This window comes from Corynebacterium glutamicum ATCC 13032, assembly GCF_000011325.1.
Classification (GTDB): domain Bacteria; phylum Actinomycetota; class Actinomycetes; order Mycobacteriales; family Mycobacteriaceae; genus Corynebacterium; species Corynebacterium glutamicum.
Genome location: NC_003450.3, coordinates 2,418,984 through 2,434,799 on the forward strand (window position 1 = coordinate 2,418,984; position 15,816 = coordinate 2,434,799).

Consider the following 15,816-nt stretch of genomic DNA (forward strand, 5'->3'; position numbering starts at 1 on the left):
AAAACTAACCTTCGTTGTCCTCGCTGGGCTCGCCAACTTCTACGACTGCTGAATGCATGCGCAAACGACCCCGGCGGTTCTTGGCTCCCTCGGCGGTGAGCTTTAGTCCGCAGGTTTCCACAGTGGCACCCGGCAGAGGCACTCGGCCAAGTTCAAAGGCAATAAGGCCACCGACAGTGTCGACCTGATCTTCAATTTCATCACCGAATTCGATTTCTAGGTCGAGTTCTTCTTCGATGTGGTCTTTGAGATCTTCCAGCGAGAGTCGGGAGACCACGCGGTAGGTGCGGTCGCCGATTTTCTCGATGGGGGCTACTTCGCGGGCGTCATATTCATCAGCGATTTCACCGACGATTTCTTCCAAAATATCCTCAATGGAAATAAGACCTGCCACGCCGCCGTATTCATCAACCAGGATTGCGATGTGTTTGTGGTCTTCCTGCATTTCCTGCAGCAGCGCATCAAGGGACTTGGAGTCTGGCACGAAGGTAGCTTCGCGCATGACCTCGTCTACAAGCACAGACTTTCCGCCATCAGTGGCGTAGTAGGTTTTTTGGACCAAGTCTTTGAGGTAGACGATGCCGATGATGTCGTCGACGTTTTCACCGATGACTGGGATGCGCGAATGACCAGAGCGCACGCACAGCGCGGTTGCTTGCCCGGCTGTTTTTCCAGATTCAATCCAGATCATTTCAGGACGTGGCACCATCACCTGGCGAACCGTCGTGGATGCCAGGTCGAACACCGACTGGATCATGCGGCGCTCTTCAATTTCCACGATGCCGTGTTCTTGGGCGATATCGACCATCTCACGCAGTTCCACTTCAGTGGCGTAAGGGCCATTGCGGAAACCTGGGCCGGGCGCGATGATGTTGCCGATCCAGATGAGGCCACGTGCAATGGGGCCAAGGATTTTAGCTAAACCGCTCAGCACGACTGCGGAGCGAAGCATCACTGAATATGGGTTTTTGCGGCCAACGGTGCGGCCAAACACGCCCACTACTGCGAAGGTCAGGAGGGAAACCACCACGATGGCCAGGACGATGCCCCACGCCCAGCTGTCCATCACATTGACTGCGATTGCCCCGGCGAAGACTGCTGCGGAGGCATCCAGCAAGGTGCGCAACATGATGAGCATGTTGATGTGGAGTGCGCGTTCGTCGATGACTCGCAGCAAGGACGCGGACCCGGAGGCTTCATCCTTGAGCATTTGTTCAACGCGGGCGCGGGAAACAGAAGAAAGCGCAGATTCAACCGCACCTAATAAACCGGAGAAGAGCAACGCAACGACTGTGGCGATGCTCAACCATATAACTGAGGATTCCACCTAGGACTCAACGCCTCCAAAGCCAGAGTCATCCGCTTCCATCTTTTCGTCCAATTCCAGACGATCAGCAGCGGTGGGGAATGCACCGGCGCCGGATGGTTTTGGCTGGTAGGTGACGCCACGGGCTTCGACGTTGTCGTACCAATCGGCAAGCAGCTCGTTTTGAAGGGCGAACATTTCACGCTCTTCGGCTGGATCGACGTGGTCGTAGCCAAGCAGGTGCAGGCTGCCGTGCACGGTCAGCAAAGCTAGCTCGTGGGCTAAGTCGTGGCCTGCTTTGGTCGCTTGCTTTGCCGCGAACTCTGGGCACAGCACAATGTCGCCCAGCATGGCGGGGCCGGGGGTGGCGCCGTCGGGGCGGGAGTAGCCGGGGGTGAGCTCATCCATCGGGAAGCTCATCACGTCGGTTGGGCCTTCAAGATCAAGCCATTTCACGTGGAGATCGGCGATGGTGTCGACGTCGACGATGTGGATGGATGCTTCGGCGTCGGGGTGGATGTCCATTTCCCCGAGTGCGAAGGAGAGGACATCAATGAGCATTTCTTCATTGACGCCGTCGTATCCTGATTCGTTGAATACCTCAATGCTCATGGCCGTGTCTCCTGGCGTTTGCGTTTCAATTCGCGGGCCTCGCGTTCTTCATAGTCTTCGTATGCATCCACAATGTGTCCAACCAGTTGGTGGCGGACCACGTCGGATGAGGTGAGCTCGGAGAAGTGCACATCGTCTACTCCGCGCAGGATGTGGCGAACCAGGCGCAGGCCGGACTTTTGGCCTCCTGGGAGGTCCACCTGGGTGATGTCACCTGTGACTACCATTTTGGAACCGAATCCCAGGCGGGTGAGGAACATCTTCATCTGTGCTGGGGTGGTGTTCTGGGCTTCATCCAGGATCACGAATGCATCGTTGAGGGTGCGTCCGCGCATGTAGGCAAGTGGGGCGACTTCTACGATGCCGGCTTCCATGAGTTTTGGAATGACTTCTGGTTCGACCATGTCGCGCAGCGCGTCGTGAAGCGGGCGCAGGTAGGGGTCGATCTTTTCGTTCAGGGTGCCGGGCAAGAAGCCGAGTTTCTCGCCGGCTTCCACTGCGGGGCGGGTCAAGATGATGCGGCTGACCTGCTTTGATTGCAGCGCTTGGACGGCTTTTGCCATGGCCAGATAGGTTTTACCGGAACCGGCTGGGCCCAGACCGAACACAATCGTGTTGGTATCAATCGCGTCCACGTAGTGCTTTTGGCCAAGCGTCTTAGGGCGGATCACTTTGCCACGGCGAGCAAGGATATCGCCGGTCAAGATTTCAGAGACGGTTTGCGGCGTCTCCACGTTAATCATGCTGATGACATTTTTTACTGTCTCAGGGCTAATCACATGTCCTCGACGGGCAATCGCCTGCAGTTCCTCAAATATTTTCGAGGCGCGGGAGACTTCGTGGGCTGGCCCGGTGAGTTCCACGTGGGTGCCACGCACGTGAATATCGCAATCAATTTGATTGTCCAACACACGCAGGTTTTCGTCGTTGATTCCTAAAACGGTTTGCGCGAGCGTGCGTTCTAGATTGAGGACAGTGGTGATTACTTCTGTGCGGGTTTTTCGCGGGGCAGTCACAGTGCTAGTTCGGCCTGCTTTCGGAATGTTCAAGAAAGGTTATGTCAGAGAAATGTTACCAGCGGTCAGACAGCACGCCGATAGCTGCGAGCGCCACCATGCCTGCGGAGGCAGTGCGCAACACCTCAGGGCCTAGTTTCACGGTGTGTGCGCCAGCGTCGACGAAGCGTGAAATTTCCGATGGCGCGACGCCACCTTCGGGTCCGATGATCACCACGACGTTGCCGGAAAATTCCAGTTCACGGATCGCGGCGGTTGCTTCTTCGTGCAGGATGATGGCCAGGTCGGATTCGTCGATAAGCTTTTCGACGCCCTCCTCCCCCACTACGCCAAGAATTTCAGGGATCGTTGCGCGCCGCGATTGCTTGGCGGCTGCTTCCGCAGCCACCTGCCATTTAGCCAGTGATTTTGCTTCCTTGCCGCCCCATTTTGCTACGCAGCGCGATGCTTGCCACGCAACAATCCGATCGGCGCCAGCTTGGGTGAGCAGGTCGATGGTCAGCTCGGAACGCTCTGATTTGGGGATAGCCTGCACGATGGTGACCTGTGGGTTCGGTGCGGGGATTTCCTCGACCAAATCCACCACAGCGTTCAGGCGGTCTTTGCCCTGCAAGGCGGTGACCGTGCAGGTGCGCGCTGTACCCCGGCCGTCGATAAGCGAAATCTTTTCGCCTACCTGGATCCGTTTGACGGTGACGGCGTGCCGGCCTTCCGGACCGGCGAGCTCAATGGTTTCGCCTGGTCCGGCTGCGGAATCAGAGATAAATACTGGCAGTGACATTATTTGCGGAACTTGTTTCGGAGCTTGTCAAAGAAACCGGATTCTTCTCCGCCTTCGCGATGCACGGAAGCGTTGTCGCTGCGATGGTTGCGGATTTCTTCAAGCAATTCGCGGGTGCGGTCATCCAAATCGGTTGGCACAAATAGATCGACATGCGCCATGAGGTTGCCGTGGCCTTCTGCGCGCAGCTTCGGCATGCCTTCACCATCCAAGGTGATCACATCGTTGGGCTGAGTACCTGCAGGGATGGTAATTTTCACCTCTTCGCCGGTGAGGGATTCCACGTCCAATTCGGTGCCAAGCGCTGCATCGAACATTGGAACCTTGATGCTGGCGTGCAGATCGTCGCCATCGCGGGTGAAGATGGCGTGCGGGCGCACCATGACTTCAATGTAGAGGTCACCCGCAGGACCGCCACCAGCGCCAACCTCACCTTGGCCTGCCATGCGGATGCGCATGCCGGACTGGATGCCAGCTGGGATGTTGGCCACGATGTCGCGGCGAGCACGCACACGACCATCTCCTGCACACTCAGTGCAAGGATCTGGGATGATCTCACCGGTGCCATCGCAGGTGTGGCATGGGCGGGACGTCATGACGTTGCCCAGGAAGCTGCGCTGCACTTCCTGAATTTCACCAGCGCCATTACAGGTGCCACAGGTAACAGGCTTCTTGTCGGATGCAGATCCAGAACCATGACACTTGGTACACAGCACTGCGGTGTCAAGGGTGAGATCTTTCTTAGCGCCCTTGTAAGCCTCTTCCAAGGTGATGGAGGTGCGCCACAAGGTGTCACTGCCTGGCTGCACGCGGGAACGTGGTCCACGGGAACCGCCCGCGCCACCGCCGAAGAAGGCATCGAAGATATCGCCCAGTCCACCGCTGCCGCCGAAGCCTCCACCGAAGCCACCAGCGCCAGCTCCGCCGCCTTGCTCCATTGGGTCACCGCCCATATCAACAATGCGGCGCTTATCCGGATCAGTGAGTACCTCATGCGCAACAGAAGCCTCGCGGAATTTCTCCGCTGCTTCCTCACCTGGGTTTACGTCCGGGTGGTATTTGCGGGCAAGCTTTCGGTATGCCTTTTTGATCTCTGATTCGGTTGCATTGCGATCGACGCCGAGAATGCCGTAATAGTCACGTGCCACGGTGGGTGATACTTCCTTTAGCTTCTAAACAGATTAATCAAAACAAATGGCCAACTATACCCGCAGCTATTCGCCAGCGAGCACACGACCAACATACTTAGCAACGGCGGACACCTTAGAAATTGTTCCCGAGTAGTCCATATAGGTGGGGCCAACCACCCCCAATCCGCCCAGTGCGCTGCCCTGGGAGCCGTAACCGGTGGTAATCACCGTTGCGCTGCGCAGCTCAATGTCTTCATTTTCGCCGCCAATATGCACGCGCACTTGGTCAAGATCAGTGACATTGGACAGCAGTTTCAACATGACCACCTGCTCTTCCAAGGCTTCTAAAACCATGGGCAGGCTCGCGGAGGTTTCCCGGCTTAAGCGGGTGAGGTTTGAGGTGCCGGCGAGGATCAGGCGGTCAGAGGGTTGATCGACAAGCGTGTTCACCAGCACATCGCAGCAGCGGCGCATGGCATCACGAATATCGGTTGGGGCTTGCTGAGCCAACTCTTCCAGCGCATCTGATGCAGCCGTCAGCGTTTTCTCCCCTAGCGCGCCGTTGAGCAGATCGCGCAGCACATTAACTTCTTCCGCCGCCAGCGGTTCCTCAAGTTCCACGTTGCGCTGATCTACACGGCCAGTATCGGTAATGAGCACCAGCAGCAAGCGCATCGGCGACAGCGGCACCACCTCGCAGTGCTTCACGCGCGCTGTTTTCAGGGTGGGCAGCTGCACCACGGCAGCCTGATGGGTGAGCTGAGACAACAGCTGCACAGATCTGCGCAGCACGTCCTCTAAGTCCACTCCCCCTTCAAGGAAGCCCAAAATAGCGCGCCGTTCCGCCAGCGACAGCGGTTTGATGTCATGGATGGAATCAACAAAAAGGCGGTAACCCCTTTCGGTTGGTACCCGGCCAGAACTTGCATGCTCCTGGACGATAAAGCCATCGGATTCCAGCACCGACATATCGTTGCGGATCGTCGCAGAACTCACGTTGAGCTTATGGCGCTCGAGGAGTGACTTCGATCCGACAGGTTCCTGAGACGCAATGTAATCAGCGACGATGGCCCGCAACACTTCGTATCTACGTTTCTCTGTTGCACTCACCATGTCTGTAACCCTACTAAATATTTAGTCTTCTTCACTAAGCAAAATGTCGGCGATGATGCCGTCGGCAAGCAAACGTCCCGCATCGGTCACCGCCAGGTTGCCCAGCGCATTGACGTGCAGCAGGCCCCCTGCGATATGACGGTCGATGACCGGGCGCGCTGCGGGTGCGAAAAGGTTCAGCGGCACGCCTTGTTTCAGGCGCAAACCAAGCATGACGCGCTCGGTGTGGTGATCTTCCGCCGTCAGCCGCTCTGTTTCCTTAATGGGCAGCTCGCCGGCCGCAATCTGCGCGGAGTAACGCGCTGGGTGCTTGATGTTGTAGAAGCGGCGGTCGCCGATGTGCGAGTGCGCGCCCGGGCCCGCGCCCCACCAGTCGCCGTCGACCCAATAGCCCATGTTGTGCTTGCATTCTCCGCCGGGTTTCGCCCAGTTGGACACCTCGTACCAATCGAAACCAGCTGAGCGCAGGCGAGCGTCGATAAGCTCAAAACGATCAGCGTAGACATCCTCGTCCGGCGCTGGCAGCTCGCCCTTGCGCACCTTGCGCGCCATCGCCGTGCCATCTTCCACGATCAAGGAATAGGCAGACACGTGATCCACGTTCGCTTCGAGCACCGCATCCAGCGTCTTGCGGACATCATCATCGGTCTCTGTCGGCGTGCCATAAATCATGTCCAAATTGACATGCTCAAACCCCGCCTCACGTGCCTCCTTGGCCGCCGCCACCGGGCGCCCTGGGGTGTGCGTGCGGTCCAGCACCTTCAAAACGCTTGACGACGCCGACTGCATCCCTAACGAAATCCTGTTGTAGCCCGCCTCACGCAGGCCATCGAAAAACTCAGGCGAGGTAGACTCCGGATTGGACTCCGTGGTGACTTCCGCACCATCCGCAATGCCAAAAGTATTGCGCACAGCCCCCAAAACCCTGGCCAAACCGTCCGCACCAATCAACGACGGGGTACCCCCGCCAATAAAGATAGTTTCCGCCTGCCGAGGATTATCCAGCGAAGCCACAGCCATCTCCAACTCAACTTCCAACGAGTCAAGATAGGTGTCCGGGCCTGCAGTACTACCTAATTCCCCAGCAGTATAGGTGTTGAAATCGCAATAACCGCACCGAGTTGAACAAAACGGCACATGAATATACACACCAAAAACTGACATGCCCCAAGCCTAGTGCCTGCCCCCTATACATGATTAATTGATGTTAAACATAGCGAATTCCTAAGAACAGGGTAGAGTGCAGGGTATGAAACGGAAGATGGTCGCAGCGGCGCTGGCAACAGCGCTTCTTTTTGGGGCTGCACCTGCGCACGCTTCCGAATTGGTAGAGCCCACCACAGTTGCAGAGTCAGTGGCACTCGATCCCAACAAAGCAATCAATATTCTCACCCCAGATCTCTGGGAAGACATTGAGGCAAAACCAGGCGATATCGTCCACATCCCCTACCAGGGCACCCGAAACTACGAGGACCTCACCGTAGAAGTCGCGAAACCTTTCGAAGATTTCCAAATCCTCGTCGGACTCGACAACAGCATCGTCATCGCAGTGCCAAAGAACTTAAGTGGCGCAGCATCAGTCGCCCCAGTTTTCACTGTCTCTGACAAAAACGGTGAGATCGACTCTTTCACCATCAAAGTAAGCGTCGAGCCACGCCGCCAAAGCGACGAAGAAAAGCGCTCCGCACTATTTGATGTCATCTCTGAGCTTGCCTACCGCATGCCTCATCTGCCATTCGTGTCAGAGTTGCTGAAGTACTAGAACAGTAACGAGAAAACCCCGGGAGTCGCGTTGAGCGCCCGGGGTTTTAGTTTTTGCTGCACCGAGATTTCTAGGAAACAGCGTTGCGCTTTTGCGCAAGCTTGTCTGCAACCCGGGCCACGACAGCGTCGATACGCGCACGCTCAAGCAGGAAACGTGGCGGGTTGCTGCCTCGCATGGTGCGCACATACGCCGGATTGGCGGTGCCCACTGCGTTGATCCATGCGCTGGTGGCGCTTTCGATCACCGCTGCAACGCGGCCATAAAGCAGTGGCAGAGACAGGGAATCCAGATCGTTGGCCACCTTGTCAGTTTCCGCCAGCACCCACTCCACAGTGGCCTCCAGGCGCTTAACCACAGCGTCTGTGCGCGCATTGAGCGCGGTCGACAGATCGCGTACATCAACGAGGCCGGCATCAATATCGAAGTCGCGCTCCAGCTCGGAGGCGGTCAGGCGTTCCGGCTTATCGACGTCCACCTCCACCGTGGCTCTAGCGCTCACGGTGCCCTGACGGATACCAGTGGTTAGTGCGTGACGCAGGCCTGAAAGTTCAGCCACAACAGTGCGGGAGTCATCGCGGGCTTCAGTGATGATCTCATCGAATTCAGCGAGGCAATCTTCCACGAGCTCCAGATCCCAGTCGGAGACTGCTTCCATGATGTGCTCAATGTATTCAGCGACCTCGTCGCCGATGTTGTAGATCTCCTGGGTCAGCTCTCGGTGGCGTAGCTGTGCGGTTGTACTGCTCATCGCGTTCCAACACACCTTCCTTTTCTTGCCTCGTAGCTAAAGTTCTAGCCGGTCTTGATCCGGTTTGCTAGCCGTCCTCTAGCCAATTTCTCAGCTATTTTCCAGCTAACATTCGCACCAAACACGACAGGAGTCACACGGTTAACAACCATGTTTTTCAAGCTCTTTAGTGCATTTTCACACCTTGAGACCCTCAAGTAACACTTGAGAGTTTCCCTTAACGGGTTCTGACTTTATGTGAAACAGCTTGGAATGTCGTGACGGCGCGCCGGTGTGTCGGAAATTTGAGGTCGTGAGATGAAGCAAGAGCTGACAGCGATTGCGGTTACCTCACTAAAGCCCGAGAAAAATCACCACGGCAATGCCGGCAACTCCATCGCCGAGACCAATTCATTGAGAATCCGCGTGGGTTCGCCACGTGACTCCTCATCAGATAGTCGCGACAAATATTTATCTACAACCTTCAGGGCTGCCGGCTCGGTTCCCTGCTGGCCAATGCACTCCACCACATACTGCGGATTATCCTGAGCGAAAAGCCACTCGGGATCACCAAACGTCAGACCCGGATTTGAGCCCAAAGTAAAGAACTCTTCATCCCCGTCCGTGCCAGTGGCTGCAATGTAGGCGAAATCCTCCATCACGCCCACAGCGAAGCGTGTTGGTGCTTCGCCGACTTCGGTGCGGGTCCATGTCGATCCATCCCAATCAAATTGGGTCTCTGTGTTACTCATCGGTTGTAGATGTGGTCGATGGCGTCTGCGTAACGGCGAACAACAACGTTGCGCTTGACCTTCAGCGTTGGGGTCAGCTCGTCGGCTTCCTCGGTCAGGTCGCGATCAAGGATGTAGAACCGCTTGATCGCCTCTGAATGAGACACCGTGGCATTAGCGTTGTTGACTGCATCCTGGATTTCCGCACGCAGTGCAGGATCAGTAGCAATCTCAGAAACCGTGCGGGATTCCGCAATGTTGTGGTTCAGCTTCCACCGCTTCAACATATCTGGATCCAAGGTCACCAGCAGGCCAACGAATGGTTTACCATCGCCCACCACCATGGCCTGGCTGACCAGTGGGTGTGCGCGGATGATGTCTTCCATGGGTCCTGGGGAAACGTTCTTGCCGCCCGCGGTCACGATCAGATCTTTCTTACGTCCGGTGATCACCAGGTGTCCAGACTCCAACAGCTCACCCAGATCGCCGGTGTTGAACCAACCGTCGTGGAGGGCTTCTGCTGTGGCTTCTGGGTTGTTCCAATATCCCTGGAACAACATCTCGCCTTTTAGCATGATTTCGCCATCTTCATTGATCTTGATGGTCATGCCACCCATCGGCTTACCCACAGTGCCGATCTTTTGATCAGTGAAGTCCACCGCTGCAGCAGCCGCAGATTCCGTCAGACCATAACCTTCGTAGATGGTCATGCCCACACCGCGGAAGAAGTGCAGCAGCTCCTGCCCCATCGCTGAACCACCGGTGATGGCGTACTGCACATCGCCACCGACAGCTGCACGGATCTTGGAGTACACCAGCTTGTCAAACGCTTTATGTGCCATAACCTGGGACTTGCTTGGGCCTTCTGCAGTATCAAGAGCCATGGAGTATTCAATGGCCGCCTTTTCGGCACGCTCAAACATGATGCGCTTGATTGCGCCACCGTCAGCAGCATTAGCAGCAGCGGCGTTGCGGACCTTTTCAAACACGCGTGGAACACCCAAAATCAGGTTCGGGCGGGAACGCTGCAGTTCCAAAGTAAGGGTGCTGAAATCAGACCAGTGGGACTGGGTTGCACCGGTGACAGCGAAGGCCAAGTGCACTGCGCGAGCAAGAACGTGCGCCAAAGGAAGGAAGGTGAGCAACCTTGAACCTGGCATCGCGATCGCTCCGATGTCATTGGTGATCAGCGCTCGGACCTCAGCCAACCAGTGGTAGTGGGACAACTCGCAGCCCTTCGGCCTACCAGTTGTGCCAGAGGTGTACACCAAAGACGCCAGGTCAGCGGCCTTGGTTGCATGAATGCGTTCCCACACCAGCTCATCAGAAAGCTCGCGGCCCTCAAACTTCAAGGTCTCCAACGCCGAAGAGTTGATCTCTAGAATGCGGCGCAGCTTGGAAGGTGAACCCTTAATCGCTGGAGTTCCGTCTTCACCGATGACCAGGTTCTTCATCAAGTCGGTATGATCAGGGGTTTCGGTAATGGCCAAAACAGCGCCGGAATCCTCAATGATCCACTCAATTTGGGACAGTGAAGAGGAGCTGTAGATAGGCACGCTCACTGCGCCAGCGGCCCAGATAGCGAAATCAAGCACAGCCCACTCATAGCGAGTATTGGACAGCAGCGCGACACGGTCTCCCTGCTCTACGCCGACTGAAATAATTCCTTTTGCAACCGCAAAAACCTCGTCCTGAAATTCTTTGGCAGTTACATTCACCCACTCATAGTTGGCAGGCTTGCTGAACAAAACTCCGTAAGGTCGAGTCTTAATCTGATCTAGAAGGGCGGTCAGGCAGGTTTCAGATTCTCCGATGGTGTACTTGGCAGGTTCAGTGTATTCCTGCAGGGTATTAGGTGAAGTCATGGTCAAATTCAACCTTTCCTTTAATTTGGCTGTACTTGTGTCGTCACGTCTTTAGTCACGTTTTTGGTCAGATCTTTAGGCATATCTTTAACCACATGGAATTTTTCTCTATGTATTCAGTGTGTCAATAACTTCTTATATCTGCACCAATCAGGGTGTATAAAAGCCACCCCAAAGCCCAATCCAAAAGATGTATTTTCTAACAAACTTACCCTCACGCTACAAATATGCTGTGCCCACACGCTATTAGTGGCATAATGTTGTGTTGTGACTGCTCGCAGATTTTTGAATGAACTCGCCGATCTCTACGGCGTAGCAACTTCCTACACTGATTACAAAGGTGCCCATATTGAGGTCAGCGATGACACATTAGTGAAAATCCTGCGTGCTCTGGGTGTGAATTTAGATACAAGCAACCTCCCCAACGATGACGCTATCCAACGCCAAATTGCCCTCTTCCATGATCGAGAGTTCACTCGCCCACTGCCTCCATCGGTGGTTGCAGTTGAAGGTGATGAACTAGTTTTCCCGGTGCATGTGCACGACGGTTCCCCTGCAGATGTCCACATCGAATTGGAAGACGGCACGCAGCGGGATGTTTCTCAGGTGGAAAACTGGACAGCGCCACGGGAAATTGATGGGATTAGGTGGGGCGAGGCATCGTTTAAGATTCCTGGTGATCTCCCCTTGGGTTGGCACAAGCTTCACCTTAAATCCAATGAACGCTCAGCTGAGTGCGGTTTGATCATCACCCCGGCTCGTCTGTCTACTGCTGATAAGTATCTTGATTCCCCTCGCAGTGGTGTCATGGCGCAGATCTACTCTGTGCGTTCCACGTTGTCGTGGGGCATGGGTGATTTCAATGATTTAGGAAACTTGGCAAGTGTGGTTGCCCAGGATGGAGCAGACTTCCTGCTCATCAACCCCATGCACGCTGCAGAGCCGCTGCCTCCTACTGAGGACTCTCCTTATCTGCCCACAACCAGGCGCTTTATCAACCCGATCTACATTCGGGTAGAAGATATTCCGGAGTTTAATCAGCTTGAGATTGATCTACGCGATGATATCGCAGAGATGGCTGCGGAATTCCGCGAACGCAATCTGACCTCAGACATCATTGAGCGCAATGACGTCTACGCTGCAAAGCTTCAAGTGCTGCGCGCCATTTTTGAAATGCCTCGTTCCAGCGAACGTGAAGCCAACTTTGTCTCCTTCGTGCAACGGGAAGGCCAAGGTCTTATTGATTTCGCCACCTGGTGCGCGGACCGCGAAACTGCACAGTCTGAATCTGTCCACGGAACTGAGCCAGACCGCGATGAGCTGACCATGTTCTACATGTGGTTGCAGTGGCTATGTGATGAGCAGCTGGCGGCAGCTCAAAAGCGCGCTGTCGATGCCGGAATGTCGATCGGCATCATGGCAGACCTGGCAGTTGGTGTGCATCCAGGTGGTGCTGATGCCCAGAACCTCAGCCACGTACTTGCTCCGGATGCGTCAGTGGGCGCCCCACCAGATGGATACAACCAGCAGGGCCAAGACTGGTCCCAGCCACCATGGCATCCAGTGCGTCTTGCAGAGGAAGGCTACATTCCGTGGCGTAATCTGCTGCGCACTGTGCTGCGTCACTCCGGCGGAATCCGCGTGGACCACGTTCTTGGTTTGTTCAGGCTCTTTGTCATGCCACGCATGCAATCCCCTGCTACGGGCACCTATATCCGCTTCGACCATAATGCGTTGGTAGGCATTCTAGCCCTAGAAGCAGAACTCGCAGGCGCCGTTGTCATTGGTGAAGATCTGGGAACGTTTGAGCCTTGGGTACAAGATGCATTGGCTCAGCGTGGCATCATGGGCACCTCGATCCTATGGTTCGAGCATTCCCCAAGCCAGCCGGGTCCTCGCCGCCAGGAAGAGTATCGTCCGCTGGCCTTGACCACTGTGACCACTCATGATCTCCCTCCGACTGCTGGTTATTTGGAGGGCGAGCACATTGCTCTTCGTGAGCGATTGGGGGTGCTCAACACTGATCCTGCTGCAGAACTCGCTGAGGATCTGCAGTGGCAAGCGGAGATCCTTGATGTCGCAGCATCTGCCAACGCATTGCCAGCCCGGGAATACGTGGGACTCGAACGCGATCAGCGCGGTGAGTTGGCTGAGCTGTTGGAAGGCCTGCACACTTTCGTTGCGAAAACCCCTTCAGCACTGACCTGTGTCTGCTTGGTAGACATGGTCGGTGAAAAGCGGGCACAGAATCAGCCGGGCACAACGAGGGATATGTATCCCAACTGGTGTATCCCACTGTGTGACAGCGAAGGCAACTCCGTGCTCATTGAATCGCTGCGTGAAAATGAGCTGTATCACCGTGTGGCAAAGGCAAGCAAGCGAGATTAGGTCCGCTTCAGTTGTGGTGGCTCCGAATCTGATGAACAATGATCATTCCTAATTCATTTACATCTTTATCAAAGAGAGCCACCACCTACTAATGCGACTTCTTGGTCGAATTTTAAAAACCACGTCTGCGCTTTGGCCCTACTATCTCGGAATTATCGTCGTATCCATTGTGATCGCGGCGTTGTCGCTGCTGTCGCCGTTTATTCTCCGCGAAGCAACAGATTCCATTGTTTCTGCAGTAACCGGATCTAACACCGTCGATGCAGTTACTCGCACTATTATTTTCTTAGCTTTAGCCCTGTTTGTCGCAAGCTTCCTCAATACGGTGATGACCAACATCGGTGGCTACATCGGTGATGTCATGGCATCTCGTATGCGCCAGATTCTGGCCACGCGCTATTACGCAAAGCTGTTGGCGCTGCCTCAGAAGTATTTTGATAATCAGGTCACCGGCACCATCATCGCCCGCCTTGATCGATCAATCAACGGCATCACGCAGTTCATGCAGAGCTTCTCCAACAACTTCTTCCCCATGCTCATCACCATGGTGGCAGTGCTGATTATTTCCGCGATTTTCTACTGGCCTCTGGCAATTCTGCTGGCCATGTTGTTCCCGATTTACATGTGGCTGACGGCGTTGACATCGAAACGCTGGCAGAAATATGAGGGCGAGAAAAACCATGAAATCGACGTGGCTAACGGCCGCTTCGCTGAGGTTGTCGGCCAGGTCAAGGTTGTTAAATCATTCGTCGCAGAGACCCGCGAGCTGGCTGATTTCGGTGGGCGTTACGGCAAAACAGTAGCGATTACCCGGCCGCAATCCGGTTGGTGGCACCGCATGGATACTCTCCGTGGCGCGGCACTAAATATCATCTTCCTGGCCATTCACCTGCTGATTTTCTACCGCACCTTGCACGGCCATTTCACCATCGGCGACATGGTCATGCTCATCCAGCTTGTCACCATGGCGCAGCAACCGGTGTACATGATGAGCTACATCGTCGACTCCGCGCAGCGCGCCATCGCCGGCTCCCGCGACTACTTCGAGGTCATGGCGCAGCAGGTCGAGCCCACCGCCAATAAGGAGCTTGTCGACGCCACCCTCGCCTCAGACACTCCACGCATCAGTGTGGGCACGCCCGCCGCGCTGCCCGCTGGAGAACCAGCGATGGAATTCAAAAACGTCACCTTCGCCTACGAAGAAGGCAAGCCGGTTATTTCCGACGTGTCCATTACCGCCCGCCACGGCGAGCGCATCGCGTTGGTCGGTGAATCCGGCGGCGGTAAATCCACCCTGGTCAACCTTCTGTTAGGTCTGTACAAACCAAACAGCGGCAGCCTTGCAGTATGTGGCGTGGATGTTAAAGATCTGACTTCCGAGGAACTTCGCGCATCCGTGGGTGTGGTCTTCCAGGACGCCAGCTTGTTCTCTGGATCTATTGCAGAAAACATCGCCTACGGTCGCCCAGGTGCCACCCGCGAAGAGATCATCGAAGTGGCTAAGAAAGCCAACGCACATGAGTTCATTTCCGCCTTCCCTGAAGGATATGAAACCGTCGTCGGTGAACGCGGACTCAAACTTTCTGGTGGCCAGAAGCAGCGCGTCTCTGTGGCACGGGCCATGCTTAAAGATGCCCCACTTCTTGTTCTCGATGAAGCCACCTCTGCACTGGATACCAAGTCTGAGCAGGCAGTCCAAGCCGGTTTGGAACAGCTGATGGAAAACCGCACCACCTTAATGATCGCCCACCGCCTGTCCACCATCGCAGGCGTCGATACCATCGTGACCATCCAAAACGGACGGGTTGAAGAGGTCGGATCTCCTACCGAGCTCGCAGTCTCAGGCGGTATCTATTCCGAACTGCTGCGCCTGACCAACTCCACAGCAGAAGCCGACCGGGAGCGTCTGCGCGCCTTTGGTTTCACTGGCGATGCACCAGCTGAAGAAGAGGACTAGCCCCGCGAAAGAACAATCCCCCAGTGCCCAAAGGTACCAGGGGATTTTTCTTAATTCCATGCTCTAGATCAAGGAAACAAGCCACGCAATAACAACGATGACCAGCAACACCACGAGCGCTTGGGTAACGCGTGACTGTGGGTACTTGCGCTTACGCTTCGGGAGTTCTTGGTCTCTCTTGCGGAGCTCTTCTGGGTTAGCCATGGTGTGGTTCTTGTCCCTTTCCGGAGGATTGTGGTGTTCCAATTCGCTGCACCCAGGCGCCGAGGATGTCGACTACGCGGAGCAGAAGTACTGCTAGCAACGCGCAGACCACTACTGATCCTAGGATGACGATCGGTGACTGGATCCACAGCGGTGATGTTGTAAGCAGCTGTGAGATCCGGTCGAGGAATGCAGTCATGGGTTATTAGCCTACACCGGGT

The 15,816-nt window shown here is 55.5% G+C and carries 15 protein-coding genes; 3 read left to right on the forward strand and 12 right to left on the reverse strand.

The genetic code is table 11. The features are described 5' to 3' along the window. Positions 1-4: 4 nt before the first annotated feature. The 7 genes from CGL_RS11335 to hemW form a co-directional block, all read right to left on the reverse strand. Entirely contained in the window at positions 5-1,327 is a 1,323-nt protein-coding gene (locus CGL_RS11335; RefSeq protein WP_003859459.1) for a hemolysin family protein, read from the reverse strand. Continuing rightward, complete coding sequence (ybeY, locus tag CGL_RS11340) at positions 1,328-1,918, reverse strand: rRNA maturation RNase YbeY (RefSeq protein ID WP_011015012.1); 591 nt, start codon at positions 1,916-1,918, stop codon at positions 1,328-1,330. Beyond that, positions 1,915-2,901, reverse strand: a complete 987-nt coding sequence (locus CGL_RS11345) for a PhoH family protein (RefSeq protein WP_230582022.1) — start codon at positions 2,899-2,901, stop codon at positions 1,915-1,917. Before CGL_RS11345 ends, ybeY begins: the two co-directional genes overlap by 4 nt. An 88-nt stretch (positions 2,902-2,989) precedes the next feature. Next, on the reverse strand, positions 2,990-3,715 hold the full coding sequence (locus CGL_RS11350; protein WP_011015014.1) for a 16S rRNA (uracil(1498)-N(3))-methyltransferase: 726 nt from the start codon (positions 3,713-3,715) through the stop codon (positions 2,990-2,992). Further along, a complete protein-coding gene (dnaJ, locus tag CGL_RS11355; RefSeq protein WP_011015015.1) occupies positions 3,715-4,863 on the reverse strand; it encodes a molecular chaperone DnaJ in 1,149 nt (382 codons plus the stop codon). Before dnaJ ends, CGL_RS11350 begins: the two co-directional genes overlap by 1 nt. Before the next feature lie 66 nt (positions 4,864-4,929). Beyond that, positions 4,930-5,958, reverse strand: coding sequence for a heat-inducible transcriptional repressor HrcA (hrcA, locus tag CGL_RS11360; protein WP_003859450.1), 1,029 nt, complete (start codon positions 5,956-5,958; stop codon positions 4,930-4,932). A gap of 21 nt (positions 5,959-5,979) precedes the next feature. Further along, a complete protein-coding gene (hemW, locus tag CGL_RS11365; protein WP_011015017.1) occupies positions 5,980-7,122 on the reverse strand; it encodes a radical SAM family heme chaperone HemW in 1,143 nt (380 codons plus the stop codon). Between the two features lie 97 nt (positions 7,123-7,219). On the opposite strand from hemW, the gene CGL_RS11370 reads away from it, so the two are divergent. Next, positions 7,220-7,720: a hypothetical protein gene (locus tag CGL_RS11370; protein ID WP_041625527.1), complete on the forward strand. Its 501-nt coding sequence runs from the start codon at positions 7,220-7,222 to the stop codon at positions 7,718-7,720. Between the two features lie 70 nt (positions 7,721-7,790). Here the strand turns inward: CGL_RS11370 and CGL_RS11375 are convergent, their stop codons facing one another. From CGL_RS11375 to CGL_RS11385, 3 genes are all read right to left on the reverse strand, one after another. Further along, positions 7,791-8,471: a hypothetical protein gene (locus tag CGL_RS11375; RefSeq protein WP_003859444.1), complete on the reverse strand. Its 681-nt coding sequence runs from the start codon at positions 8,469-8,471 to the stop codon at positions 7,791-7,793. A gap of 350 nt (positions 8,472-8,821) precedes the next feature. Further along, positions 8,822-9,202, reverse strand: a complete 381-nt coding sequence (locus CGL_RS11380; RefSeq protein WP_003859442.1) for a hypothetical protein — start codon at positions 9,200-9,202, stop codon at positions 8,822-8,824. Further along, positions 9,199-11,046, reverse strand: coding sequence for an AMP-dependent synthetase/ligase (locus tag CGL_RS11385; RefSeq protein WP_003859440.1), 1,848 nt, complete (start codon positions 11,044-11,046; stop codon positions 9,199-9,201). Before CGL_RS11385 ends, CGL_RS11380 begins: the two co-directional genes overlap by 4 nt. 267 nt (positions 11,047-11,313) lie before the next feature. Between CGL_RS11385 and malQ the strand changes: the two genes are divergently transcribed. Further along, complete coding sequence (gene malQ, locus CGL_RS11390; protein WP_011015019.1) at positions 11,314-13,434, forward strand: 4-alpha-glucanotransferase; 2,121 nt, start codon at positions 11,314-11,316, stop codon at positions 13,432-13,434. Between the two features lie 91 nt (positions 13,435-13,525). Continuing rightward, positions 13,526-15,391 (forward strand): ABC transporter ATP-binding protein, encoded by a 1,866-nt coding sequence (locus tag CGL_RS11395; protein WP_011015020.1) that lies wholly within the window; start codon positions 13,526-13,528, stop codon positions 15,389-15,391. A 63-nt stretch (positions 15,392-15,454) separates the two neighbouring features. On the opposite strand, the gene CGL_RS15460 is transcribed toward CGL_RS11395, so the two are convergent. Further along, positions 15,455-15,595, reverse strand: a complete 141-nt coding sequence (locus CGL_RS15460; protein ID WP_003859434.1) for a hypothetical protein — start codon at positions 15,593-15,595, stop codon at positions 15,455-15,457. Next, complete coding sequence (locus CGL_RS11400) at positions 15,588-15,794, reverse strand: hypothetical protein (protein WP_003859432.1); 207 nt, start codon at positions 15,792-15,794, stop codon at positions 15,588-15,590. Before CGL_RS11400 ends, CGL_RS15460 begins: the two co-directional genes overlap by 8 nt. Positions 15,795-15,816 lie beyond the last annotated feature (22 nt).

Bases quoted from the DNA above. Each gene is read 5' to 3' on its own strand.
- hemW (WP_011015017.1), bottom strand. From the start codon at position 7,122: ATGTCAGTTTTTGGTGTGTATATTCATGTGCCGTTTTGTTCAACTCGG.
- CGL_RS11370 (WP_041625527.1), top strand. From the start codon at position 7,220: ATGGTCGCAGCGGCGCTGGCAACAGCGCTTCTTTTTGGGGCTGCACCT.
- hrcA (WP_003859450.1), bottom strand. From the start codon at position 5,958: ATGGTGAGTGCAACAGAGAAACGTAGATACGAAGTGTTGCGGGCCATC.
- CGL_RS11380 (WP_003859442.1), bottom strand. From the start codon at position 9,202: ATGAGTAACACAGAGACCCAATTTGATTGGGATGGATCGACATGGACC.
- CGL_RS11400 (WP_003859432.1), bottom strand. From the start codon at position 15,794: ATGACTGCATTCCTCGACCGGATCTCACAGCTGCTTACAACATCACCG.
- CGL_RS11395 (WP_011015020.1), top strand. From the start codon at position 13,526: ATGCGACTTCTTGGTCGAATTTTAAAAACCACGTCTGCGCTTTGGCCC.
- CGL_RS15460 (WP_003859434.1), bottom strand. From the start codon at position 15,595: ATGGCTAACCCAGAAGAGCTCCGCAAGAGAGACCAAGAACTCCCGAAG.
- CGL_RS11350 (WP_011015014.1), bottom strand. From the start codon at position 3,715: ATGTCACTGCCAGTATTTATCTCTGATTCCGCAGCCGGACCAGGCGAA.
- CGL_RS11385 (WP_003859440.1), bottom strand. From the start codon at position 11,046: ATGACTTCACCTAATACCCTGCAGGAATACACTGAACCTGCCAAGTAC.
- ybeY (WP_011015012.1), bottom strand. From the start codon at position 1,918: ATGAGCATTGAGGTATTCAACGAATCAGGATACGACGGCGTCAATGAA.
- CGL_RS11375 (WP_003859444.1), bottom strand. From the start codon at position 8,471: ATGAGCAGTACAACCGCACAGCTACGCCACCGAGAGCTGACCCAGGAG.